The organism is Paracoccus stylophorae (genome assembly GCF_028553765.1).
Classification (GTDB): domain Bacteria; phylum Pseudomonadota; class Alphaproteobacteria; order Rhodobacterales; family Rhodobacteraceae; genus Paracoccus; species Paracoccus stylophorae.
The window spans coordinates 3,008,632-3,033,337 of record NZ_CP067134.1 but is presented as its reverse complement, the minus strand read 5'-3'; the positions used below and the strand labels follow the sequence as shown (position 1 = coordinate 3,033,337).

Annotated in this window: 23 protein-coding genes; 8 read left to right on the top strand and 15 right to left on the bottom strand. The window is 65.8% G+C overall.

What is annotated here, in order from left to right:
• Window positions 1–78 precede the first annotated feature (78 nt).
• Together hfq and hflX are read left to right on the top strand one after the other, a co-directional pair.
• A complete protein-coding gene (gene hfq, locus JHW45_RS14960; RefSeq protein WP_272858390.1) occupies window positions 79–312 on the top strand; it encodes an RNA chaperone Hfq in 234 nt (77 codons plus the stop codon).
• Window positions 313–1,644 (top strand): GTPase HflX, encoded by a 1,332-nt coding sequence (hflX, locus tag JHW45_RS14955; protein ID WP_272858389.1) that lies wholly within the window; start codon window positions 313–315, stop codon window positions 1,642–1,644.
• A 78-nt stretch (window positions 1,645–1,722) separates the two neighbouring features.
• On the opposite strand, the gene JHW45_RS14950 is transcribed toward hflX, so the two are convergent.
• From JHW45_RS14950 to JHW45_RS14925, 6 genes are all read right to left on the bottom strand, one after another.
• The gene (locus JHW45_RS14950) at window positions 1,723–3,024 is read right to left on the bottom strand and encodes a TRAP transporter large permease (protein WP_272858388.1); all 1,302 of its coding nucleotides are present in this window, start codon (window positions 3,022–3,024) and stop codon (window positions 1,723–1,725) included.
• Between the two features lie 2 nt (window positions 3,025–3,026).
• Complete coding sequence (locus tag JHW45_RS14945) at window positions 3,027–3,551, bottom strand: TRAP transporter small permease (protein WP_272858387.1); 525 nt, start codon at window positions 3,549–3,551, stop codon at window positions 3,027–3,029.
• A gap of 65 nt (window positions 3,552–3,616) precedes the next feature.
• Window positions 3,617–4,576 carry a TRAP transporter substrate-binding protein gene (locus JHW45_RS14940; RefSeq protein WP_272858386.1) on the bottom strand — a complete coding sequence of 320 codons (960 nt, stop codon included), beginning with the start codon at window positions 4,574–4,576 and terminating at the stop codon, window positions 3,617–3,619.
• Window positions 4,577–4,925: 349 nt separating this feature from the next.
• Entirely contained in the window at window positions 4,926–5,417 is a 492-nt protein-coding gene (locus JHW45_RS14935) for a RidA family protein (RefSeq protein ID WP_272858385.1), read from the bottom strand.
• A complete protein-coding gene (locus tag JHW45_RS14930) occupies window positions 5,414–5,890 on the bottom strand; it encodes a c-type cytochrome (protein ID WP_272858384.1) in 477 nt (158 codons plus the stop codon). The genes JHW45_RS14935 and JHW45_RS14930 overlap by 4 nt, the downstream gene beginning before the upstream one ends.
• 4 nt (window positions 5,891–5,894) lie before the next feature.
• Complete coding sequence (locus JHW45_RS14925; RefSeq protein WP_272858383.1) at window positions 5,895–7,475, bottom strand: flavin monoamine oxidase family protein; 1,581 nt, start codon at window positions 7,473–7,475, stop codon at window positions 5,895–5,897.
• Window positions 7,476–7,769: 294 nt separating this feature from the next.
• Between JHW45_RS14925 and JHW45_RS14920 the strand changes: the two genes are divergently transcribed.
• Complete coding sequence (locus JHW45_RS14920; protein WP_272858382.1) at window positions 7,770–8,285, top strand: DUF421 domain-containing protein; 516 nt, start codon at window positions 7,770–7,772, stop codon at window positions 8,283–8,285.
• A 243-nt stretch (window positions 8,286–8,528) separates the two neighbouring features.
• Entirely contained in the window at window positions 8,529–9,638 is a 1,110-nt protein-coding gene (locus JHW45_RS14915) for a PRC-barrel domain-containing protein (RefSeq protein WP_272858381.1), read from the top strand.
• Between the two features lie 148 nt (window positions 9,639–9,786).
• Here the strand turns inward: JHW45_RS14915 and JHW45_RS14910 are convergent, their stop codons facing one another.
• The 4 genes from JHW45_RS14910 to JHW45_RS14895 form a co-directional block, all read right to left on the bottom strand.
• Window positions 9,787–10,731: a YihY/virulence factor BrkB family protein gene (locus tag JHW45_RS14910; protein ID WP_272858380.1), complete on the bottom strand. Its 945-nt coding sequence runs from the start codon at window positions 10,729–10,731 to the stop codon at window positions 9,787–9,789.
• A gap of 62 nt (window positions 10,732–10,793) precedes the next feature.
• Window positions 10,794–11,870: a DUF3618 domain-containing protein gene (locus JHW45_RS14905; RefSeq protein WP_272858379.1), complete on the bottom strand. Its 1,077-nt coding sequence runs from the start codon at window positions 11,868–11,870 to the stop codon at window positions 10,794–10,796.
• A complete protein-coding gene (locus JHW45_RS14900; RefSeq protein WP_272858378.1) occupies window positions 11,860–12,261 on the bottom strand; it encodes a phage holin family protein in 402 nt (133 codons plus the stop codon). The genes JHW45_RS14905 and JHW45_RS14900 overlap by 11 nt, the downstream gene beginning before the upstream one ends.
• On the bottom strand, window positions 12,261–12,704 hold the full coding sequence (locus JHW45_RS14895; protein WP_272858377.1) for a hypothetical protein: 444 nt from the start codon (window positions 12,702–12,704) through the stop codon (window positions 12,261–12,263). The genes JHW45_RS14900 and JHW45_RS14895 overlap by 1 nt, the downstream gene beginning before the upstream one ends.
• A gap of 366 nt (window positions 12,705–13,070) precedes the next feature.
• On the opposite strand from JHW45_RS14895, the gene JHW45_RS14890 reads away from it, so the two are divergent.
• Complete coding sequence (locus tag JHW45_RS14890; RefSeq protein WP_272858376.1) at window positions 13,071–13,565, top strand: DUF892 family protein; 495 nt, start codon at window positions 13,071–13,073, stop codon at window positions 13,563–13,565.
• Window positions 13,566–13,635: 70 nt separating this feature from the next.
• Here JHW45_RS14890 and JHW45_RS14885 read toward each other — a convergent pair whose 3' ends face one another.
• The 4 genes from JHW45_RS14885 to secA all read right to left on the bottom strand — a co-directional run bounded on the left by JHW45_RS14885 (window position 13,636) and on the right by secA (window position 19,315).
• Window positions 13,636–14,781 carry a C45 family autoproteolytic acyltransferase/hydrolase gene (locus JHW45_RS14885; protein ID WP_272858375.1) on the bottom strand — a complete coding sequence of 382 codons (1,146 nt, stop codon included), beginning with the start codon at window positions 14,779–14,781 and terminating at the stop codon, window positions 13,636–13,638.
• 1 nt (window position 14,782) lies between these two features.
• The gene (locus tag JHW45_RS14880; RefSeq protein ID WP_272858374.1) at window positions 14,783–15,871 is read right to left on the bottom strand and encodes an extracellular catalytic domain type 1 short-chain-length polyhydroxyalkanoate depolymerase; all 1,089 of its coding nucleotides are present in this window, start codon (window positions 15,869–15,871) and stop codon (window positions 14,783–14,785) included.
• Window positions 15,872–15,901: 30 nt separating this feature from the next.
• Window positions 15,902–16,318 (bottom strand): CopG family transcriptional regulator, encoded by a 417-nt coding sequence (locus JHW45_RS14875; protein ID WP_272858373.1) that lies wholly within the window; start codon window positions 16,316–16,318, stop codon window positions 15,902–15,904.
• A gap of 279 nt (window positions 16,319–16,597) precedes the next feature.
• Window positions 16,598–19,315: a preprotein translocase subunit SecA gene (secA, locus tag JHW45_RS14870; RefSeq protein WP_272858372.1), complete on the bottom strand. Its 2,718-nt coding sequence runs from the start codon at window positions 19,313–19,315 to the stop codon at window positions 16,598–16,600.
• A 204-nt stretch (window positions 19,316–19,519) separates the two neighbouring features.
• Here secA and JHW45_RS14865 point away from each other — a divergent pair, with 204 nt between their 5' ends.
• The 3 genes from JHW45_RS14865 to JHW45_RS14855 are packed head-to-tail and all read left to right on the top strand — an operon-like array spanning window position 19,520 to window position 22,013.
• Window positions 19,520–20,365 carry a peptidylprolyl isomerase gene (locus JHW45_RS14865; protein WP_272858371.1) on the top strand — a complete coding sequence of 282 codons (846 nt, stop codon included), beginning with the start codon at window positions 19,520–19,522 and terminating at the stop codon, window positions 20,363–20,365.
• On the top strand, window positions 20,365–21,618 hold the full coding sequence (gene argJ / locus JHW45_RS14860) for a bifunctional glutamate N-acetyltransferase/amino-acid acetyltransferase ArgJ (RefSeq protein WP_272858370.1): 1,254 nt from the start codon (window positions 20,365–20,367) through the stop codon (window positions 21,616–21,618). The genes JHW45_RS14865 and argJ overlap by 1 nt, the downstream gene beginning before the upstream one ends.
• A complete protein-coding gene (locus JHW45_RS14855; RefSeq protein ID WP_272858369.1) occupies window positions 21,615–22,013 on the top strand; it encodes a (deoxy)nucleoside triphosphate pyrophosphohydrolase in 399 nt (132 codons plus the stop codon). Before argJ ends, JHW45_RS14855 begins: the two co-directional genes overlap by 4 nt.
• 131 nt (window positions 22,014–22,144) lie before the next feature.
• On the opposite strand, the gene infB is transcribed toward JHW45_RS14855, so the two are convergent.
• A complete protein-coding gene (infB, locus tag JHW45_RS14850) occupies window positions 22,145–24,703 on the bottom strand; it encodes a translation initiation factor IF-2 (protein ID WP_272858368.1) in 2,559 nt (852 codons plus the stop codon).
• Between the last annotated feature and the right edge of the window lie 3 nt (window positions 24,704–24,706).

Below are 24,706 nucleotides of genomic sequence, written 5' to 3'. Positions count from 1 at the left end.
ATTCCCGGTGCTTGCATGGCGTGAGGGCGTGCCATAAATGTCTGAAAGATCACGCCGCACAAAAACGGGAAACGAAAAATGGCCGGTGACAGACAAAACCTGCAGGACGCGTTCCTGAACCATGTCCGCAAGGCGAAGGTGCCGGTGACGATCTTTCTGATCAACGGGGTCAAGCTGCAGGGCGTCATCACCTGGTTCGACAATTTCTGCGTGCTGCTGCGCCGCGACGGGCAGTCCCAGCTTGTCTACAAGCACGCGATCAGCACCATCATGCCCGGCCAGCCGATCAACCTGCACGAAGGCGAGGACTGATTGGCCGAACCCACCTCGACCGAGGCAAGGCCGACCCGCGCCTATGTGATCCATCCCGATCTGGGGCAGGCGCGGACACAGCGACGCCTGCCCGAACATGCGCTGGCCGAGGCCGTGGCGCTGGCCCATGCGCTGCCCGGAACCGAGATCGTGGGACAGGAGGTCGCGCGCCTGCGCGATCCCAACCCGCGCACGCTGCTGGGCAAGGGCAAGCTGGCCGAAATCGGTCAGCGTCTGGAAGAGGCCGAGGCGGAACTGGTGCTGGTCGACGGGCCGGTCACGCCCGTTCAGCAGCGCAACCTGGAAAAGGAATGGGGCGTCAAGCTGCTGGACCGGACCGGGCTGATCCTTGAAATCTTCGCCGACCGCGCCCGCACGCGCGAGGGGGTGTTGCAGGTCGAACTGGCGGCCCTGTCCTATCAGCGGACGCGGCTGGTGCGGGCCTGGACGCACCTGGAACGCCAGCGCGGCGGGCTGGGATTCGTCGGCGGTCCGGGCGAGACCCAGATCGAGGCCGACCGGCGCGCCATCGACGACCAGATGACCCGGCTTCGCCGCCAGCTTGAACGGGTGGTCAAGACCCGCACGCTGCACCGCGCGGCGCGCGCCCGCGTACCCTATCCCATCGTCGCGCTGGTGGGATACACGAACGCGGGCAAATCCACGCTGTTCAACCGGCTGACCGGGGCGCGGGTGATGGCCAAGGACATGCTGTTTGCGACGCTGGACCCGACCATGCGGGCGATCCGGCTGCCCGATGCGGGCGGCGGCGCGTCTGGGCGCAGGATCATCCTGTCGGACACGGTGGGCTTCATCAGCGATCTGCCGCCGGAACTGGTCGCGGCGTTCCGCGCCACACTGGAAGAGGTTCTGGAGGCCGATCTGATCCTGCATGTGCGCGACATCAGCCATCCCGAGACCGAGGAACAGGCCGCGGACGTGGCCGATATCCTGGAAAGCCTGGGCGTGGACGAGGATGTGGAACTGATCGAGGTGTGGAACAAGATCGACGCGCTGTCGGCCGACACGCGCGCCGCGCTGCGCCGCACCGATTCCCGCACCGAAGGCGTGCAGGCCGTCAGCGCGCTGACCGGCGAGGGGCTGGACGATCTGATCGCGGCGATGGACGCGCATCTGGCGCGCGCGCTGGACGAAACGCGCGAGACGGCGACCGTCCGGCTTGGGTTCGGCGACGGCAGCAAACGGGCCTGGCTGCACGAGGCAGGCGTGGTCGAGCAGGAAGAGACCGGCGAAGACGGGCTTGTCCTGCGCCTGCGCTGGACGCCCCGGCAGAAGGCCGGGTTCGAGGCGCTGGACACCCCCGAGGAGTGACGGGTATCCGTCCGGCACGGGCCTGCGGATCGCCGGTCATCAGCGTCGTGCAACCCGGCCCCGCCGCCCGTCGCATCCTCAGCCGCTCATCAGGCCGGGCAGGAACGTGACGATCTGCGGAAATACCCAGATCAGGACGACGCCCAGAAGCAGCAGCAGAAAGAACGGAAACGCGGCCTTGGCGATGCGCAGGATGTCGATGCCGGTCAAGCCCTGAATGACGAACAGGTTGAAGCCGACCGGCGGGGTGATCTGGCTCATCTCGACCACGATCACCAGATAGATGCCGAACCACAACGGGTCGATGCCCACCGCCGACACCATCGGCATGATGATCGAGGTGGTCAGCACGATCACCGAAATGCCGTCAAGGAAACAGCCCAGCACGACGAAGAACACGGTCAGCGCCATCAGCAGGGCGGTGGCGGACAGGTTCATGTCGGAAATCCACGCGGCCAGATTGCGCGGCAACCCGGTAAAGCCCATCGACACCGATAGGAACGCCGCCCCCAGCAGGATCAGCGCGATCATGCACGAGGTCCGGGTGGCCGACATCACCGCCGCGCCGAACAGCCGCCAGCTGAAAGATCCCGACGCAAACGCCAGACCCGTCGCCAGCACCACCCCCAAAGCCGCCGCATCGGTGGGCGAGGCCAGCCCCGCATAGATGGACCCGATCACCCCGCCGATCAGCAGCGCGACCGGGATCAGCCGGCGCGAGGCCACGATCTTCTGCCGGAACGAAAAGCTTTGGTCGATGGCGGGGATCAGGTCGGGGTTCATCCAGGCGCGCACCGCCACATAGCCCGCAAACAGCACGATCAGCATGATCCCCGGCAGCACGCCCGCGATGAACAGCCGGGCGATGGATTGCTCGGTCGCGACGCCATAGACGATCAGGATGATCGAGGGCGGGATCAGCAGGCCCAACGTGGCCGACCCGGCCAGCGTCCCCAGGATCAGGTTCTCGGGATAGCCGCGCCGCGTCAGTTCGGGCACCGACATCCGGCCGATGGTGGCGGCGGTCGCGGCGGAAGAGCCCGAGACGGCGGCAAAGATGGCGCAGCCGAACACGTTCACATGCAGCAACCGCCCCGGCGCGCGGCTGAGCCAGGGCACAAGCCCGGTGAACATGTCATCGCTCATCCGCGATCGCAGCAGGATCTCTCCCATCAAGATGAACAGCGGCAGAGCGGTCAACGCCCAGCTGTGCGAATGGCCCCAGAAGGTCGATGCCAGCACCAGGCCGGACGGCGCGTTGGAAAACAGCACCAGCCCTGCCAGCCCGACCAGCGTCAGCGAGACGGCAACCCACACGCCCAACGCCAGCAGCCCGATCAGCAGCGACAGAAGAACGACGGCGATCATCGGATCGGACATGATCACACCTCATCCGGGGTTGTCAGCACGGGTCTGCCCGCCCGGACCAGATCGGCCAGCGTGTGCAGGATCGCGATCAGGAACAGCGCCATTCCGAACGTGGCCACGCTTTGCGGAATCCACAGCGGAACCGGGACGATGCCGGTGGACAGATCGTTGTAGTGCAGGCTTTCCAGCGTCAGGTCGATCATGAACCAGGTGAGGTAACCGGCCAGCGCGGCGGAAATCAGCAGGACCGCGGCCTCGACCACGACCTGCGCGCGCAGCGGCATCCGGGCGGTGACCAGATTGACGCGGATATGCCCGCCGGCCCGCAGCGTATGCGCCAGCGCCAGAAACGTGGCCCCCGCCAGCATGAACCCCGAAAAATCGCCATAGGAGGGAATGGTCGAGGGGAATGCGCCGGGCGCGAAACGCCCCACCCCGTTCAGAACGATCTGCGCCGAAATCAGCAGGCAGATGCACAGGATCAGCCCCCCCGCCAACGCGCCGCAGATTGAATACAGCTTTTGAAACAGATGGCCCATGCGCCCGCCCTTGTTGCCCGAAACCGAAAGGACCGGCAGAAATTCTGCCGGTCCCGATCTGCCGTTCAGTTGCGATACGCCTCAAGCACGGCCCTGGCGCTGTCGGAAGCCTCCTGCTGCCAGCTTTCCAGCATCGTATCGCCGATGGCCTGCAAGCCCTGCACCAGTTCTTCGCTGGGCTCATAGACGGTGATGCCGTTTTCGGCCAGCGCGGCGGTCTGGGTTTCGGCCTCTTCCATCGACATCTGCCAGCCGCGCGTCTCGGCGGCCTTGGCGGCTTCCAGAACGGCGGTCTGGGTTTCCTCGTCCAGCCGGTCGAATTCGCGCTGGTTCACGATGACGATGTTCTTGGGCACCCATGCGTTGATCGGGCTGTAATGGGTCACGAAATCCCACGCCGTGGAATTGACACCGGTCGAGGGCGAGGTGATCATCGCCGACACCTGGCCGGTCGAGAATGCCTGCGGAATATCGGGCGCCTCGACCTGGACCGGCGCGGCCCCCGCCAGCGTCGCGAATTCCTCAAGCGCGGCGTTGTAGGCGCGGAACCGCAGCCCGTTCAGATCCTCGACCGTCTTGATCTCGCCATTGGTGTAAAGACCCTGCGCGGGCCAGGCCACGGAAAACAGCGGCATCAGCCCCTGTTCGGCCAGCAGCTCGGTGATGACCGGACGTTGGGCATCCCACAGCCTTTGCGCGTCGTCATAGCTGGTGGCAAGGAAAGGCTGGCTGTCCATGCCGAAGACCATGTCCTCGTTCGACAGGGTGGACAGGAACAATTCGCCGATGGGAACCGAGCGGTTGCGCACGGCGCCCTTGATTTCCGAATGGGGAAACAGTGAGCCGGCGGAATGGATGGTGATGTCCAGCCCGCCATCCGTCGCCGTCCGCACCTCGTCGGCGAACTGCATGATGTTCTGGGTGTGGAACGTGCTGTCGCCATAGGGGGTGGGCATGTCCCAGTTCTGCGCGTGAACCGCGGTCGCGGCGGTCAGGGCCATGGCCCCAATGACAAGATGTTTCATGGCTTCCTCTCTGTTGACGGCGGACCTGCATCGGGTCGGCTTCGATCCTCACCTTGACATTGCAGCACCGCGCTTGCCAACAGCGTCTGTTCCGCCGAAGGCCGGGCATGCGATGTTTCTTGCAGGGTGTTGCATGTCGGCGCGCGGGTCAGAGGAGCCGTGCGCGCCGGTCCAGCGGGTGTGACAGAGGGTCCGGGTCTGACTGCGGTTCAAGGTTGAACGTCAGGCAAAAAAGCTGCGGAAAACCGCAGCTTGCCAGTCTTCTTCCCGGTTCAGGCAAAGGCTTGCAGCGCCTTCGCCTGAACCGCCGATATGAAAGCCGGCGATCACCGGCCTTGCGTGCGCCCGGTCAGGGGCGGACGGCCACGACCTCGATCTCGACCAGCCAGGCGGGGTTGGCCAGACCGGCGACCTCGAACACCGAGCGCGTCGGCAGGTTCGGCTGATCCTCGGTGCCGAAGAACTTGGTATAGCCTTCCATGAAGCCCTGGAAATCCATTCCGTCGGCCCCCTCGGGACGCACCAGATAGGTCTGCATCTTGACCACGTCGCCCATGGTCAGATCCAGCCCGGCCAGCTTTTCCTCGATCGAGGCCAGCGTGCTTTCGGTCTGCGCCGCCGTGTCGCCATATTGCTCGGCCGAGCCGTCTTCGGCGGCTTCGTCGATCACCTGCGGCACCGTGCCGCTGAGATAGACCAGCGTGGCATCGGCCGGGATCTCGACCGCCTGCAGGATCGGAAAGTCCGAATCCGGGATCGGGTGTCGCGTCACCTCGGCCGAGGCGGCGGTCGTGCCAAGGATCAGGACGGTCGAGGCGAGGGCTGTCAGATGGTGTCTCATTCGTGCTCCGCTGTGTTGGGGTCTGCAGGATCGACCGGACGCGTAATCGCGACGTCTTCGACCGTCGCGTCCGGCGTGTAATCGTTACCAAGATGCGTCTGGATATACGAGGTCACGGCGACGACCTGCTCATCGTTGAGAAACGATCCGAATCCGGGCATCGCGGCCTGGCCGTTGACGATCAGCATGACCGGATAGGCCGCGAATTCCAGATTTGGGTTCTCTTTCAGCGCAGGATATTCGCCCGCACCGACGGCGCCGCTGCCATCGGCCATGTGACATCCCGCACACAGCGTCTGATACAGGGTTTCCCCATCGGTCGAACTGTACCCTTCCGGGCCGAAACTTTGCTCATCCGCCAACGCGCTGATGGCGCGTTCCTGCGGCCTTGCCGTCACCTCGACATCGGTCGATTGCGCGGCGACCGGGCCGGCTGCGAACAGGATGGCGGTCGTTATCAGAATGTTTTTCATGACTTCACCCGTTGATGACCTTGTCGTGCAGACGCGAGATCGCGTCCAGCGACGACAGAATTGCGCCTTCCTGCCAGGCGGGGATATAGGACAGGTGTTCGCCCGCACAGACGACGCGGTTGTCGATCTTGACGGCCTCGTCGTAGCCCTGCGCCTCGCGATCCTCCCAGATCCCGGAACAGCCCAGAACCCAGGGTACCTTGTGCCAGCTGACCGCGACGCCGGCTTTGAATTCCTCGCGATACTGCGGATGGATCTTCTCGCCCATGCGCAGCGCCCATTCGATCCGTTCGGCAGGCGTCATCGCGTTGAACTTGTAGGAATTCGCGCCCCGCCACGTATAGGCGCCCAGCAACACCGCCGGCCCGTCCGACTGGTATCCGGTCGAGGGATAGCTGATCTGCGTGATCGCCTCGTCGGTATAGCTGATCCCGCCATAGATCTGGTCGTCCTGTTCCCAGAAGCGCCGCTTGAACTCCAGCCCGACCTTGGTCGAGCCGTTGTAGAACATCGAGCTGATGGTGCTGGACAGGCCGGCCGACAGGTTGTGGTCGATCTGGCCCAGGATCGAGAAGGGGATCGTGCAGACACAGTAATCGGCGGTGCTGGTGTTGGTGCCGCCGCCCCCGCCGATATCCTCCCATGTGACGGTGACGCCGTTATCGTCCTGTTGCAGCGAGACCACCTTGGCGTTGTAGGTGATCACATCGCCGACCTCGCGTGCGAAAGCGACCGCGATCTCCTCCATGCCGCCGACCGGCTGGAACATGGGCGCCCAGTGTTCATAGGTTTCATGGACGGCCAGATACTGCCACAGCTGCGACTGGATCACCTGCTGCGGATCGTACAGATCCGATGGGATCGGCGCGGCGCCCACACCGCCGCCCGGCTGTTTCTCGTATCCGCGATACGTGCTTGTCTCCAGGCTTTTGACATAGGCGTTGTCGCCGTTCAGCACGCCGAAACTGCGCAGGCTTTCGATCAGCAGTTCCCGATCCTCGGCGCTGACCTCCTCGTCCAGCTTGCCCTGATCGACGGCCTTGGCCAGCAATTCCGACACGTGGCCGCGATAGTCGGTCAGGATCTTGCCCATCCGCTGCGGCTTGCCATCGAATGCGTCGCTGCGATGGACAAAGGCGTTGTAGTTGGTCTGGACGAACGGCTCCAGCGGCACCTTCAGGCGCTTGCAGTAATCCATCAGCGCATAGTGGTTATGCGGGATCCGCCACGGGCCGGGATTGATGTAATTGCCTTCGGCGAAATCGACGGTCTGCCGGTCGCCGCCAAGTTCGGTATATTCATCGCCCGAATGCAGCGTCCAGCAACGTCCGCCGGCTTTCTCGCGATACTCCAGAACCTCGACCTCATAGCCGGCGGCGCGCAACTCCAGCGCGGCGGTCAGGCCCGCCAGCCCGGCCCCGAGGATGAGAACCTTGGTCCCCTGCGGATCGCCGTCCAGCTTGATCGGCCCGGTATAGTCCGAGGGGGCGGCGTGACCCATCGCGGTCATCGCGTAATACATCGCCGAACTGCCGGCGGCCGTCCCGATCATCCCCAAAAGGCTGCGTCTGGTAAACTGGGTCATGCGTCCCCCCTCCTGTCATGGCGCCGACAGCGCCGATATCCCGAACCGCAGCGGATCATCCCGCGCAGATCCGGCCGACGTTTCGGCAATGAACGTGCCGGGTCGGGCTTTTGTTCCCGGATTTGTGATCTGCGTCCTGCGCCCTTCTTTGCACCGGCCGGTTGCAGCCGCGACGCCGGTCCGGAAAGCCCGGGACCGAATATGCTTGCCGCCGCGCCCGTCATCGTGGAGTCATGATCGCCGGGCCGCGTCTCGACCGCGTCGAACACCCGGCACGGCCCGACAGGAGGCGTCATGTTCGTAGACAACCAGATTCTCGATGTCTTGCTGCGCGGGACGCTGCTTTCGGTCCTGGGGCTTTTGTGGATCATCCTGCTGGTGCGTCTGGTCGGGCTGCGATCCTTCTCCAAGATGACCAATTTCGATTTCGTCATGACCGTCGCCATGGGGTCGCTGCTGGCGGGGGCCAGCCAAAGTTCGGACTGGTCCGGGTTCGGGCAGACCCTTGCCGCGATGGCCAGCCTGTTCGGGATGCAATACGGGGTCGCGCGGCTGCGGCAGGCTTCGGACCGGATCGAGGATCTGGTGCAGAACACGCCGGTCCTGCTGATGCGGGACGGTGTCGTGCTGGAGGATGCGCTGCGGCAGACGCGCGTCGGCCGCGACGATCTGATGGCGAAACTGCGCGAAGCGAACGCGCTGGATCTGTCGAAGGTGCGGGCGGTGGTGCTGGAAACCACCGGCGATGTCTCGGTCCTGCACGGCGATTCGGTGGACCCGGAATTGCTGGAGGGGTTGGCGTCCGTCTGACGCCGATTCGGGTCCGACACGGCCGCCGAACCGGTGCCGCGACCGTTCTGCGGGCCAGAAATGCGCCGAACCCTGTCAGAGATTAGTTCGCGCCGCCGCCCCAGACCCTAGGATGGGTCATGCTTCAAGGATCGGCGATTTGCCGGTCCAGGCGGCCAGTCTTGCCTGCGCGCCGGACTTTGCGCGCCGGCACAAGGCTGGCGATCCATCGCGGCCGAACGGTCAATTTACAGGGAAAAGATCATGAAATTCAGGATGAACATACTTGGCTCGGCGGCGCTTGGCGCGCTTCTTGCAGGCGGCGCCTTTGCGCAGACCGAGACTGCCCCCGCCGACGCGGCGCCCGCCGAAACCGCGCCTGCCGAAGAAACGGTCGTGCCGACCCAGGGCGGTCAGGTCGTGGTCGAGCAGGAGGATGCGACGGTTGACGTGAACGTCCCCGAACCGGACGTGTCCGTCGATCAGGCCGCGCCCGAAGTCACGGTCGAACAGCCGCAACCCGAAATCACCGTCGAGGTGCCCGAACCCCAGGTGACGGTCCAGCAGGTCGCGCCGACGATCACGGTCGAACAGGCGCAGCCGATCGTCACGGTGGTGATCCCCGAACCGATCGTCACCGTGCGCATCCCCGAACCGCAGGTCGATGTCGATACCGCCGATCCCGAGGTCAGCGTCAGACAGCCCGACCCGGTCGTGCGTTTCGTGCGCCCCGAACCCAAGATCACCATCGAGGAATCGGAACCGCAGGTGAACGTGCAATCGGCCGAGCCGACGGTGCAGGTCGATCAGGCCGACGACGCCGACATCTCGGTCGAGCAGGCCGAGGCGAATGTCGAGGTTCAGCAGCAGGAAAGCGCGGATGTCGACGTTCTGGCGGCCGAGGAAGAACCTCAGGTCAATGTCAGCGACGCCCCCGAGGCGCAGGTTGACGTCCAGCAGGACGAGGCGCAGATCGACGTTCAGCAATACGAGGCGGACGAGCAGGGGATGATGGCATCCGACGAGGATCGTCAGACCTATCGCGACACGCTGGCGGCCAGCCCGCTTGCCGGAATGCCGGTCTCGGAACTGATCGGCATGAATGTCCGCAGCGAAGGCGGCGAGGATGTCGGCGATATCGACAATGTCGGCGTGCGCGGCGAAACCGTCGTCGTGATCCTTGGTCTGGGCGGCTTCCTGGGTCTGGGCGAACGCGAGATCGCCCTGCCCATCGACCGTCTGCGCCTGCGCGACGGCGAGGTCTATCTGCCCCAGACCAGCGAGGCCGAGCTGGAAACGATGCCGGAATACAACACCAGCGAGGTCACCCTCTCTGACGGCACCGGCACCGTGTCGGACCTGGTGGCCAACTGACGCGCCTGGCCCGAAACGGGCCGGCCAAATACAGGAACCGCCGTCCCCTGACCGGGACGGCGGTTTTTTTGTGCGCCCGGCGGCGCCGGAATCCTGACTGTCTTATGAACGGGGCGATCCTCGAACCCGCGTTGCAGATCAGCCGTCGCTATCCCTGCGATTCGGCGACCGTGTCCGCCTTGACCGCGCCGCGTTGCCCCATCGGCCGATCCTTGCCGGTGGTGGTGTCCGTGCGGGTCTGGGCTTCCATTTCGGCGTTCAGCTCGGCGCCCAGAAGGATGATGAAGGCCGAGATCCAGAACCACATCAACAGCACCACGACGCCGGCCACCGTCCCGAAACTTTCGTTGTATGAGCCGAAATTGCCGACATAAAACGCGAATCCGGCCGATCCGGCGATCCACAGCAGGCATCCGGTGACGGCGCCCACCGACACCCATTTCCACTCCGCCGATTCGCGCGAGGGTGCAAAGCGATACAGGATCGACAGCCCCAGCATAGTCAGCGCGATCAGCGCGATGCACAGCCCCGCCGTGATCAGCGTGGTGACGACCGGACCCGGATTCAGGAAGGCAAGCAGGACGGGCAGGGCCAGCGCCGCGCCCAACGCGACCAGAACGCCCGCGATCAGAACCAGTGTCAGCGCCAGCGTCTCCAGAATCCGCCGCACCACACCGCGCGTTTCTTCCTCGTCATAGGCGGCGTTCAGCCCCTGCATCAGGCTGGCCATCCCCTTGGATGCGGAATAAAGCGCGACCGCCAGACCCAGAAACAACGCAAAGCCAAGCCCGCCCGAATCCGCGCCGGCGACCGCCGTCGCCTGGTTCTTGACGATGGCAATGACCTCGTCCGGGACCAGCCCGGATAACCGGTCGATCTGCGCCACGATCTGGTCCGGCTCGAACAGCAGGCCGCCCAGCGCCATCACAGCCGAGATGGCGGGAAACAGCGCCAGCATTCCGTAAAAGGCCACCCCCGCGGACAGAAGGCTGACCCGATCCTCGGCGATCTCATCATTGACGCGCATCGCGATGTCGAACCAGCCGGTCTTTGGAATCTGTGCGGGCGTCGTCGCGTCGTGGCCGCGTGTCATGGCGTCTCCGTTCATTCATGCCGGACCCGACGGCACGCCGCCGGGACCGGCACGGGGATGGGTCAATCCGTCCTGGGCTTGCCCAGGTTTTCGTCTTTCGCGGCGGTTTTCGCCGTATCCTCGACCCGGCGCGCGGCGTCTTTCGCCTTGTCGCCAAGGGCCTCGGCTGCGGTCTTGTCGCCGGGTGCGTCGCTGTCGATCTGCGACTTGGTTTCGGATGCGATATCCTTGACCTCGTCGGTGACGCTTTCAGCGACCTGTTTCGCCTTGGCCTTCTCTTCCTCGAAGATGCGTTCGGCCTCTTCGATCAGATGATCGCTCTGCTCGCCCATCAGGTCGTCCTCGACCCGCGTGCGCGGCAGCGCGCCGCCCAGTGCCGCGCCGAAGGCCAGCGCCAGCGCGCCCACGACCAGCGGTTGACGGTCATAGAAATCCGCCGCCGCGTCGGCGCCCTGCGCGACCGATTGCGACGTGCTGCGCCGCATCTCCAACGCCTTCTGGCGGGCGGCGATCACCCGCTTGCGGCCTTCCTCGGTCAGCGCCTCGGTGCCTTCGGCGATCCGGTTGCCGGCGGCGGCGACGCTGTCGCGCACCGACTCGGCCCCCTCGGCAATGGTCGAGCCGGCCGAGGATGCCGCGTCGCTTGCCGCCGACCCGGCCGAGGACAGACCGTCCTTGACCGATTGCGCGCCCGACCGGGCCGTGTCGCCGATGGAGGACCCATAGCCATCCGATCCGCCCTGCACGTCGTGGTCGTCGCGTGCCCATGCCGGGCCTGCACGCGTGGGCGCGACCTGCGATGTCGGCCGGGTATAGGGGCGGTCGTGATCCAGACGCGCGCGGCGGTAATCTTCCTCGACCCGGCCGGGGCTGGCGGGGGCGGGAGGCCGCGAGTTGCCGAACATCATCCAGGCAAGGCCGATGCCCGTCAGCGCCAGCGGGATCGGGTTGGCCTTGATCTGGTTGGTGATCGACCGGCTCATGTCGCCGCCATGTTCGCGGAACTGCTCTCCGATCTGGCGCACGAGGCCGTCGATCGAGAACCTGTCCTGAAGATCGTCAAGGGTCGAGGTCAACTCGGACCGTTGCTGTTCGATCTCGCGCTCGATTTCCTCGGGGGAGCGGGTTTCATTTGTCATCATAGACATCCTTTACGGCTTCGGCGTCGCGGCGCACATTCTTCGCCGTCCGCGTGGGTGCGAGGCTTGAAAGCTTCAGATCGTTCATGCCTTTCTGGATCATCACATAGGCGATCACGGCAAGAACCACGCCGACGATCAGCGCCGCCCATCCGCCGTCCAGCCCGGCCTCGGTCAGCGCCGCGACCAGCGCGGCGGCCAGCACGTTCAGCGCGACCAGAACGACGATGGCGCCGGCGGCGATCATGCCGGCGGCGACACCCGCCTTGGTCAGGTTCTCGTTGATCTCGGCCCGCGCCAGATCGACCTCGTTGCGGACCAGCGCGCTGACATTGCTCATGGCGTCCTGAACCAGGCCGCCGGCGGATTTGGTGCTGTGATCTTCGCGCATCAGAAACCTCCGCGATATGTGGTGGAACCGCCGGGCGTCGTGCCCTCGCCGTCGGCGGATGCCTTGGCAAAGCGCGTGGCGGCAAAGCCGATCAGCGCCGCGCCGCCCAGAAACACCATCGGGTTGGCGCGGGCAAAGCGGCTGACATCGCCGACCATCGTGCCCAGATCCTTGTCGCGCAGCGCGTCGGACGCATCGGCCAGGCTTTCGGCGATCTGGCCGAAAGTGCGTTCCTGCGGCGATCCGCTGCGCATCTCGTCGGCGGCCTTGCGCAGGGCCGACGACACCGACGACAGCTCGTCCGCGACGGCCGATTTGGCCTCATCGCCCTGTTTGCGGGCTACGTCCGACGCCTGCTTGACCGCGTCCTGCGCCATGTCGCCGGCCTTGCCCGCGACATCCTTGGCGGACATGTCCTGACCAGACTTGTCCTTCGCGGACATGTCTTGGTCAGGCCGGTCCGCCGGGCTGCTGCCGGTTCCGGACTGCGTCGTGTTGTCTTGTGAAAACGTCTTGTTCGTTGGCATGTGAATTTCCTCCTTCAGTGATCAGAAAACGAAACCGATAAGCGCCAGAACCACGACGACCACGCCGATGAGATAGAAGATATTGTGCATCACGGATTCCTTATCTGACGGCGACGGCATCGCCTCCGATTGAAAGTTACCTGCAAACAACGTGGCATATTCAGCCGGTGACGCGATTAATCTGTGTTAACGCTTTGGATGTCCGTGGGTTCAGGCGGGCGATTGGTTTTGGTGATCGCTACCCGGTTCGTTAGCCTGAGGCAGTCTTGAAAGGATTGACCCATGAGCATCGACACACTGGAAGATCTTTATCTGGAGCAACTGAAGGACCTGCACAGCGCGAACCGGCAGGCGCTGGACATCACCACGAAACTGGCGGACGCGGCGACCGACACCGATCTTGTGCGGGCGTTGGAGGCCGGCGCCGACGGCATACGGGACGGCATCGACGCGCTGCTGGCGATCGGCCAGCGCCACGACGAGACGCTTGACGGCGTTCAGTGCAAGGGAATGGAGGGGCTGGCCGCCGAGGCGCGGGCCCACGTGCTGGAGGCGGAATTCGGCGGGGACGCGATCCGCGACGCCATGATCGTCACCCAGTATCAGCGGCTTGTGCACTATGCGCTGGCCGGCTACGGCTGCCTTGCCGCCTTCGCCCGACGGCTGGAACTGGCCGAGGACGTCACCGCGCTGCAAGCTTGTCTGGACAGCAGCCGCGAGGGGGATCGGACGATGACCGAACTGGCGACGGGCGGCATCAACAAGGCCGCCGTCTGACGGCCTGCGTTGCGAAATGGACGCTGGCAGGGAAAAGGGGACCGCGCCGGCCCCCTGTTCCCTTGTCATGTCAGGCCGCGCTGCGACAGGACGGCTGCCGCGACGGCAGATAGGCGTGGATCGCCTGGCCGCGCCCGCTGGCGTAATCGGCGGCGACGCGCCGCCAGTCGATCCGGCCCGCCTGCGACCAGTCCACGTCATGGCAGGGTGCGGGTTGGGCGTTGCTGGCGCCGGTCAGCCGCTCGTTGCGTGAATAATCCACGTGACGCTGTCCCTCGTGGAACGCAGCCAGCGTCTGATCCCACCGCTGGCCCGTGATCGTCAGGCCAAGCGCGCGCGCCTGTGGATCGTATTCCGCCGTGAACAGCGTGCCGAACCCGGCGCGATAGCGGTCCTGCAACAGCGGCTTGCGCAAAAAATGGCGGTTCAGCTTGCGCGCGGGAACGCGCAAGGCGGCCAGATGCGCGTGGCGTTTCCGCGTGCGGGTGAAGTCCGGCCGAACCGCAACGGCTGTCGCCCCCTGATGATTGGTCGCGATGGGCTGCGGCATCACGGTGATCCCGCCGCCCGGCGCGACCTCGACGCTGGCGGTGTTCCCATCGGCATCCGCCAGAACCAGGTTATAGGCCATGTGCGACGGAATCCGCCGCAGCGCCGCCAGCGCCTGATCGACGGTGTCGCAGGTTTCCAGGACATAGCGCAGGATCGTGGCGATGCCGAACCCTTCGCCCACCTTCTGGCGGCCGCCATAAGCCAGCGCCACGGCAAGCCCGGCATCGTTGATCCCGTCCGACAGCCCCCACAGGAACTCGACCATGCCCATCACCGCGCGGCCGGTCCATTCGGTGCGCAGCAGCAGCCCCTCGTTCAGGTCGGGCGACAGGTCATAGTTGCGCACCAGCCGCACGTCCGACCCGTCGGCAACCGCCGCGATGGAACAGCCGCCAAGATAGGCCGGCGGGCACCAGCCGGACAGGAACCGCGCCGCCCGGTCCGACCCGCCGGCCAGTTCGACCAGCCGGTCATAGGTGGGCACCAGTTCGGGCATATGGCGGTGCAGGGCCGCGCGGCATTCGGTCCGCGACGGCCCGGCATCGCCGCCGCGGGCGATGAACCAGGCCTCGTATGCGGGCCACGACCGGGACCAGCGCGCCGCCCATTTCGGACCCGGCGCGGCTTCGTCCACGGCATCGAACGTCATGGTCATCTGTGTCATGTCAAAGCGCCTTGTCGGTGTTGTCGAAGAAAAAGCGGATCATCTCGGCACTGGCATCGGGGCCGGCCGGATCGGTGTATGACCCCGCAGCCTGCCCGCCGGACCAGGCATGTCCCTGACCCTCGATCACCCAGTGTTCGACCCGCGCGGCGCCGTCCGCATCGCTGGACACGACGCGCGTGAATCGTCGGCCCCCGGTTTCGCCCTTGGCGGTGGTCTGCACGCTTTCGGCGGTGCCGGCCAGCGCGCGCCGGGCGATGGCCGCGCCGTTCGACGGATGCACGGTGCTGTCCGCCGATCCGTGAAAGACGATGCTGCGCACGCTGCCGGCCTTTGCGGGCAGGTCGTGGGCGTCCAGCGCGTTGCCGGCCATCGCGGCGAAGGCCGAAGGGACATCCTTTGCCGCGCCCCGGGGCAGCCCGGAATGGGCGCCGACCGCCGCGAAGACGTCGTCATAGGTTTCGCCCAGGATGACCGCCATCGCCGCGCCGGCGGACAGGCCGGCCACGAAGGTATTCTGCCGTCCGACGCCGAATTCGGCGCAGACGCGCGCGGTCAGGCCCGCAAGGATGGCCGGTTCGCCCTGTCCGCGCCGCTGATCGCCGCGGCTGAACCAGTTCCAGCAGGATTGCGCGTTGTCGCCCCGCGACTGGGCCGGATAGACCACGACAAAGCCGTGCCGCTCGGCCAGCGCGTTCATGCCGGTGCCTGCGGCGAAATCCTCGGGCGTCTGCGTGCAGCCGTGCAGCATGACTACGACGCCCGTGACCCCGCTGGCCGCCGAGGCGGGAACATAGGTGCGGAAACTGCGCGTCCCGGCCTCGCAGGTAAAGCTGTCCTGCCGGAACTCCGCCCCTTCGGGCAGCGTGATCGCGGCCGCACCGGCATTGATGCGCGCCCCGCCCAGCCGCGCCAGCATGTCGTCCAGCGACGGCATTGCGGGCATGGTGGGCATTTCCCCGGTCTCGGCCTGGCCGGTCGAGGGGGCAAGCCCGTGCTGCGCCAGCGTGCGTTGCACAAGATCGTTGGCAGCCGACAGACGTTCGCCATCGGTCGCCCGACGCAAGGCGTCGGCGTTGAAAAGTTTCATCTTCTGTTCCTTTGTCAGATGTTCCGCACGTTATCCGATGCGGTCGGCAAGTGCCTTCTTGATGGCCGCGCTGGCCTGCAAGGCGCCCAGCACGGTGATCGAGCCGATGGTCTGTCGCGCCAGTTCGGGCGTCACGTCCGGGTCGATACGGGCAAGGCCCACGACCTTGACGTGCAGCATCTCGCCCGCGTCGCGGATCGCCTCCAGATCGGCGACCGAGTAATCGCGCAGGCCCAGCTCCATCGTGTGGCGTTCCAGCGATCTGCTGACCACCTCGGTATGGCTGTCAAGCTGGTTGCGGATCGCGGTGCGGATCAGGTCGCTTCGGTTGGAATAGAACCCTTCCTGCACCAGCAGGTCGATCCGCCCAAGATCCACGAACCCCAGATTGATCGTGATCTTCTCGTTTTCCGGCTGCTTGTCGCGCAGCTGCCTGACATTACTCATCTCAATCGCCATCCGTGTGGATGGTATATGGATGATTATTGTCGCCGAGGCAAGGGCGGACAGGGTAAACAAATGTAAAAACATCGCGCCGGCAGGGGCCGGCGCGATGGGCAGAACTTGTGAAGGGGGAGAAAAGCTGGGGGTCTTCGACGCAACGGTCCCGCCTTGACATCACACGGCTGCGGCGCGTCTTCCGTCGAATGATTGTCCATCAGCGCCCGCATCCCGCGCGGCCGCCGCAGCGCGGGCGCGGCGCATGTTGTCAGCGGCGCGGCGTTTTCAGATCGCGCCGTGGCAGTGCTTGAACTTCTTGCCCGAACCGCAGGGGCAGGGGTCGTTGCGCGAGGGGTTGCCCCAGGTTGCGGGGTCCGTCTCGTCGAAGCCCTCGATCAGCGGTGTGGGCTTGTCGGGATCGTCGTCCGATTGCCGGTCGGCGCCGTGTTCCATCGTCAGATGTTCCTGCCCGGCCTTCTGCTGCTGCGCCATCTGGCGCAGCATCTCTTCGCGCTCGGCGTCGGTCAGCGGGCGGATCTGCGCCAGACGCTGCGTCACGTCGCCGCGCAGGCCGTCCAGCAACTTTTCGAACAGCTGGAACCCCTCGGTCTTGTATTCCGACAGCGGGTCGCGCTGCGCATAGCCGCGAAAGCCCACGACGCTGCGCAGATGTTCCAGCGTCAGCAGATGGTCGCGCCATTTCTGGTCGATCATCTGCAACAGGACCTGCTTTTCGATCATGCGCATGTTTTCGGGGCCGAAACCCTGTTCCTTCTCGGCCATATAGGCGTCGGTGGCCTGCTCGATCCGTTCGCGCATCGCGTCCTGATCCACGCCTTCCTCATCGGCCCAGGCCTCGATTGGCAGGTTCATGTTCAGCTTTTCGCGCACCGCGGCCTTCAGCCCCTCGGTGTCCCACTGATCGGCATAGGACTTGGCCGGCATGAACTGGTCGATCAGATCCTCGATCACCTGGTGGCGCATGTCGGCGGCGATCTCGCCCACCTCGTCGCTGTCCATGATCTCGCGGCGCTGGCTGAAGATCGCCTTGCGCTGATCGTTCATCACGTCGTCGAATTTCAGCAACTGCTTGCGGATGTCGAAGTTGCGCCCCTCGACCTTGGCCTGCGCGCGTTCCAGCGACTTGTTGACCCAGGGGTGAACGATGGCCTCGCCTTCCTTCATGCCCAGACGGGACAGGACCGAATCCAGCCGTTCCGATCCAAAGATCCGCATCAGGTCGTCGTCCAGCGACAGAAAGAACAGCGACCGCCCCGGATCGCCCTGCCGGCCCGAGCGGCCGCGAAGCTGGTTGTCGATCCGGCGGCTTTCATGGCGTTCGGTGCCCAGAACGAACAGCCCGCCCGCATCCAGCACCTTCTGCTTGTCGGCGGCGTGTTCTTGCTCGATCCGGGCGCGCAATTCGTCGGGATTGGCGTCGGGATCGGCCTTCAGCGCCTCCATCACCTTCATCTCGACATTGCCGCCAAGCTGGATGTCGGTGCCGCGGCCGGCCATGTTGGTGGCGATGGTGACGGCGCCGGGCTTGCCGGCATCGGCCACGATCTGCGCCTCGGCCTCGTGCTGGCGGGCGTTCAGGACGTTGTGGGGGATGCCGTCCTTCTTCAGCATTTCGGACAGCATCTCGGATTTCTCGATGCTGGTGGTGCCGACCAGGGTGGGCTGGCCCTTCTCGTGCGCCTCCTTGATCGCCTCGATCACGGCGGCGTATTTTTCCTGCGCCGTGCGATAGACGCGATCATGTTCGTCCAGACGCTGGATCGGGCGGTTGGTCGGAACCTCGACCACGCCCAGCTTGTAGATTTCGGCGAATTCCTCGGCCTCGGTGGAGGCCGTGCCGGTCATGCCGGACAGCTTGTCGTAAAGCCGGAAATAGTTCTGGAACGTCACGCTGGCCAGCGTCACGTTCTCGGGCTGGATATCGACGCCTTCCTTGGCCTCGATCGCCTGATGCAGCCCGTCCGACAGACGGCGGCCCTTCATCATCCGGCCGGTGAATTCGTCGATCAGCATCACCTCGCCGTCGCGGACCATGTAGTGCTGGTCCTTCATGAACAGCTTGTGCGCGCGCAGGGCCTGGCTGGCGTGGTGGACGATGGTGGTGGATTCAGGGTCATACAGCGTCTGCCCCTCGGGCAGGACGCCATCGGCCCACAGCTTCTGTTCCAGAAACTCGTTGCCTTCCTCGGTGAAGGTGGCGTTGCGGGCCTTTTCGTCCAGCTTGTAATGGGTTTCGTCCATCAGCGGCACGTATCTGTCCAGCACCCGATACAGTTCGCTGCGGTCCTGGCTGGGGCCGGAGATGATCAACGGCGTGCGCGCCTCGTCGATCAGGATGCTGTCCACCTCGTCCACGATGGCGAAATTGTGGCCGCGCTGGACCATTTCCTCGACGCTGCCCTTCATGTTGTCGCGCAGATAGTCGAAGCCAAGCTCGTTGTTGGTGGCATAGGTCACGTCGGCGGCATAGGCCTCGCGCTTTTCCGGCTCGGCCTGGAAGGGATAGACGACGCCGGTGGTCATGCCCAGTGCGGCAAAGACCTTGCTCATCCATTCGGCGTCGCGCTTGGCCAGGTAGTCGTTGACGGTGACGATATGTACGCCCTTGCCGGTCAGCGCGTTCAGATAGGCGGGCAGGGTCGCGACCAGGGTCTTGCCCTCGCCGGTCTTCATCTCGGCGATATTGCCCTGATGCAGAAAGATCCCGCCCATCAGTTGCACGTCGAAGGCGCGCAGGCCCAGGGCGCGGCGGGCCGCCTCGCGGCAGTTCGCGAACGCTTCGGGCAGCAGCGCGTCCAGCGCCTCGCCATCGGCAACACGTTTCTGGAATTCGCGGGTCTTGTCGATCAGCCCCTCATCGGACAGCGCGGTGAACTGATCCTCCAGCGCGTTGATCCGGGCGACCAGCGGGCGGGTCGATTTCACCTTGCGGTCATTGGGCGTGCCAAAGACCTTCTTCGCCATAGTTCCGATGCCGAGCATATTACCTTCGCAATCACGTTCTTGGGAAAGTCCGTCAGAGGGGGCCCACTTGCCCCTCCCTTCCGCATTGCCGTATCAGAGGCCTGAACGAAAGCGGCGGCGGCGCCTTCCACGGTTGCGTCGGGATGTATGCCTCGGCCGCCTGACTGTCAACGCTGGCCCTGTCCCGTCCTGGGACCGGGTGTGACTTGCAAAGGAATTTTCATGCTGAAACGTTCGATTCTGGCCGCCGCCGTCATCGCGGCCCCGCTGATGGCGCCCGTGGCCGGGCTGGCGCAGGACAAGGGTGCGGACACGGTCGTGGCCACGGTGAACGGCCAGGACATCACGCTTGGACAGATGATCGTGATGAAACAGTCGGTCCAGGACCCGCAGATGGCGAACCTGCCCGATCAGGCGCTGTGGGACATGATGCTGGACCAGCTGATCCGCCAGACCGCCGTGGCCGCGACCGGCACCGAAACCGCCGGCACCCGCGCGCAGCTGGAACTGCAGCGGCGCAACACGCTGGCCACCGCCGCCGTCAGCCGGATCGCCGAGCCGGAGCCGACCGAGGACGAGATCAAGGCGGCTTACGACAGGCTGTTCGCCGATGCCGAGGCGGTGACCGAATATTCGGCCGCCCATATCCTTGTGGACAGCGAGGAAAAGGCCAAGGATCTGAAACGGCAACTGGATGAGGGCGCCGATTTCGGCACGCTGGCCGAAGAGAACTCGACCGGGCCAAGCGGCCCGAACAAGGGCGATCTGGGCTGGTTCAGCGCCGACCAGATGGTGCCGCCCTTCGCCGAGGCCGTGCAGGGCATGGAAAAGGACCAGGTGTCGGACCCGGTGCAGACCGATTTCGGCTGGCACGTCATCCGGCTGAACGACACCCGCGTCAAGGAAGCGCCGCAGCTGGACGAGGTGCGCGACGAACTGGCCCAGCTTGTCCGCCGCGAAAAGGTCGAAGCCGCCATCGAAAAGATCGTGGACGAGGCGACGGTCGAAAAGACCGAGGGCCTCGATCCCGCGCTGATGAACGACGACGACCTTCTGGGAGCCGAGTGATGGCCAAGGCCGGACTGCCGGTGTCGCCGCTGGCCCCGGCCGGGTTTCCCGACCTGCCGGTGATCGCCGGCGTCGAATTCGCCAGCGCCGCGGCGGGCGTCAAGTATCAGGGCCGCACCGATGTGACCCTGATCCGGATCGCGGCCGGATCGACGGTCGCGGGCGCGTTCACCCGGTCCTCGACCCGCGCGGCCTGCGTGCTGGACAACCAGGACAAGCTGGCCGGGGGCGGCGATGCCCCCGACGGCGCGGCGATCATCGTCAATTCGGGCAACGCCAACGCCTTCACCGGCGCGCGCGGGCAGGAATCCGTCGATGCGGTGACGGCTGCCGTGGCGGATGCCACCGGCGTTCCGGCAACGCGGGTCTTCTCATCCTCGACCGGCGTGATCGGAGAGCCGTTGCCGCATGAGCGTATCGTTGCGGTGGTGGGCGATCTGGTCGCCGGGCTGGATCAGGGGGGCGCGGCCGACGCGGCGCGCGCCATCATGACCACCGACACCTTCCCCAAAGGCGCCTCCGCCACCGTCGCGGGCAAGGGCGGCGAGATCCGCATTACCGGCATCGCCAAGGGGTCGGGCATGATCGCGCCCGACATGGCGACGATGCTGGTCTATCTGTTCACCGACGCCGCAATCGACGCACAACTGCTGCAACAGGCGCTGTCGTCGGGGCTTGGGACCACATTCAACGCCATCACCGTGGACAGCGACACCTCGACCTCGGACGCGCTGATCTGCGCGGCGACGGGGCGCAGTCCGGCTTCGCCCATCGCGTCGCTGGAGACGGTCGAGGGGACAGCCTTCGTGCAGGCACTGCACGGCGTCATGCGCGAACTGGCGCAACTGGTCGTGCGCGACGGCGAGGGGGCGACGAAATTCGTCGAGTTGCGCGTGACCGGCGCGCAGTCCGATGCCGACGCGAAAAAGGTCGCCATGGCCATCGCCAATTCGCCGCTGGTCAAGACCGCCATCGCGGGCGAGGACGCGAACTGGGGCCGGATCGTGGCCGCCGTGGGCAAATCGGGGGCCGAGGCCGACCGTGACCGCCTGACCATCGGCTTTGGCGACATGGTGCTGGCGCGGGACGGATGGCGCGCACCCGATTACGACGAGGATGCGGCCAGCGCCTATATGAAGAACCGCGAACTGGTGATCTCGGTCGATCTGGGGCTGGGGCAGGGCGCGCAGACCGTGTGGACCTGCGATCTGACCCATGGCTATATCGACATCAACGCCGATTACCGGTCGTGAAAACCGTCCTTGTCGCCGCCGTCGCCCTGATCGACCCCGACGGCCGCGTCCTGCTGGCGCAGCGCCCCAGGGGCAAGCCGATGGCCGGGCTGTGGGAGTTTCCGGGCGGCAAGGTCGAACCCGGTGAAACGCCCGAAGCCGCGCTGATCCGCGAACTGCACGAGGAGCTGGGGATCGACACCTGGACCTCGTGCCTTGCGCCGCTGACCTTCGCCAGCCACGGCTATGACGATTTTCACCTGCTGATGCCGGTCTTTGCCTGCCGCAAATGGCAGGGAATCGTGCAGCCGCGCGAGGGGCAGGCGCTGACATGGGTGCGGGCCGCCGATCTGCGGAACTACCCGATGCCGCCGGCCGACATCCCGCTGATCCCGGCCTTGCAGATGTGGCTGTAAAAGCCGGGCTTGCAGCGGGCCGACCCTTCGCCCGATGAAACCTGCCGCTGTCCGGCCCTGATGGACCCCGAGCACGGAAAAAGGGCGACCCCACCGGGCCGCCCTTGACGTTCTCACGGCATCCGCTTGGGTTACAGCGTGCGTTCGACCTCTTCACGCTCGAAGATCTCGATGACATCGCCCTGGCGGATGTCGTCGTAATTCTCGAACGCCATGCCGCATTCCTGACCCGACTGCACTTCCTTGACCTCGTCCTTGAAGCGCTTCAGCGTCTTCAGCGTGCCTTCGTGGATCACCACGTTGTCGCGCAGCAGGCGGACGCCTGCGGACCGGCGGGCAACGCCTTCGGTGACCAGACAGCCCGCAACCTTGCCGACGCCGGTGACCTTGAAGACCTCGCGGATCTCGGCATAGCCGATGAAGTTCTCGCGCACCTCGGCCGACAGCAGGCCCGACGCCGCCGCCTTGATGTCGTCCATCAGGTCGTAGATCACCGAATAGTACCGGATCTCCACGCCCTTCTGGTTGGCGCTGCTGCGGGCGGGCGCGTTGGCGCGGACGTTGAAGCCGATGACGGGGGCCTTGGATGCCTCGGCCAGGCCGATATCGGATTCGGTGATCGCGCCGACGCCGTAATGCAGCACGCGGACGCGCACCTCGTCGTTGCCGACCTTTTCCAGCGCCTGCACGATCGCCTCGGCCGAGCCCTGCACATCGGCCTTCACGACCACCGGCAGTTCAGCCACGGTCTGATCGGCCTTGGCCTTGGCCAGCATCTGGTCCAGCGTCACCGCCGCACCGGCCGCGGCGCGTTTGTCCTTGGCCTGCTGCATGCGGTAATCGGCGATCTCGCGCGCCTGCGCCTCGGTCTCGACGACGTTCAGCACGTCGCCGGCCTCGGGCGTGCCGTTCAGACCCAGAACCTCGACCGGGACCGAGGGCGCGGCTTCGTCCACGCGCTCGCCCTTGTCGTTGATGAGCGCGCGGACCTTGCCCCACTGTTCGCCGACGACAAAGATGTCGCCGCGCCGCAGCGTGCCGTTCTGGACCAGAACCGTCGCGACCGGGCCGCGGCCCACGTCAAGCTGCGCCTCGATCACCGCGCCCTGTGCGGCGCGGGCGGGGTTGGCGTTCAGTTCCAGGATCTCGGATTGCAGGGCGATGGCCTCAAGCAGTTCGTCCAGCCCCTGGCCGGTCTTGGCCGACACCTCGACATCCTGCACGTCGCCCGACAGCTTCTCGACGATCACCTCCTGGTGCAGCAGCGCGCTGCGCACCTTGTCGGGATCGGCGGCCGGCTTGTCGACCTTGTTGATCGCCACGATCATCGGCACGCCGGCGGCGCGGGCGTGATTGATCGCCTCGACCGTCTGCGGCATGACCGCGTCGTCGGCGGCCACGACCAGCACGACGATATCCGTGACATTGGCACCGCGCGCCCGCATCGAGGTGAAGGCGGCGTGGCCCGGCGTATCGAGGAAGGTCAGCGTCGCCCCCGATTCGGTCTGCACCTGATAGGCGCCGATATGCTGGGTGATGCCGCCGGCTTCGCCCGACACGATATTGGCGTTGCGGATCGCATCCAGCAGCGAGGTCTTGCCGTGATCGACGTGACCCATGATGGTGACGATCGGCGGGCGCGGTTGCAGATCCTCGGCCTTGTCCTCGACATCGGCGATGACCTGTTCCACGTCGGCGTCCGACACCCGCACCGCGTTGTGGCCGAATTCCTCGATCACAAGCTGCGCCGTGTCGGCGTCGATGGCCTGGTTCATGCTGACCATCATGCCCATCTTCATCAGCGACTTGACCACGTCGGCGGCGCGTTCCGCCATCCGGTTGGCCAGTTCCTGCACCACGATGGTTTCGGGCAGCTGCACGTCGCGCACCTGCTTTTCGGCGCGCACCGACTGGCCCATCGCCTTCTGGCGGGTGCGTTCCTGCTTGCGCTTCATCGCGGCCAGGCTGCGCTGACGGCCGCCTTCGCCCGACAGTGCCTGGTTCAGCGACAGCTTGCCGGCGCGGCGGTTGTCGTCGCGGGCGCCCTTGCCGCGCGCATCGCGGTCGGGGCCGCGGTCGGCGCGGTCGCGGTCGGTCTTGCGCGGACCGGCGGCGGTGACGCCCTTGGTCTCGGCGCGTGCGGCGGCAGCCTCGATCGCGGCCTGATCGGGGGCGGCGGGCGCGGCCGGCTTTTTCGCCGTCTCTTTCTTCGGTTCGTCCTTGCGCCGGGTCTTGTCCTCGGCCTCGCGGGTGCGGCGGGCGTCTTCCTCGGCCTTGGCCTTCAGCGCCTCTTCGCGTTCGCGGTCCTCGCGCTCCTTTGCCTCGGCCTCGGCGCGGCGGCGTTCGCGTTCTTCCTCGCGGGCCTTTTCCTCGGCCTCGCGTGCGGCGGCCTCGTCGACCTCGCGCGCCTTGGCGGCGGCCAGCGCCTTCAGGCGACGCTCCATCTCGGCTTCCGAGATGCCGGCCGGACGCCTGGACGGATCACCGGCATGCTTCGACACCAAGGAGGATTTCGGCTTGTCGGCGCCGGCCGCACCCGGCGCGGCGCCCGGCTTGGGCACCACGACGCGCTTGCGCTTGGTTTCCACGACCACGTTCTTGGTGCGACCATGGCTGAAGCTTTGCTTGACCTGACCCGAACGGCCAGCGCCGCCGAGTCCCAGGGTCTTCTTTCCGTCTTTGTCGCTCATCTG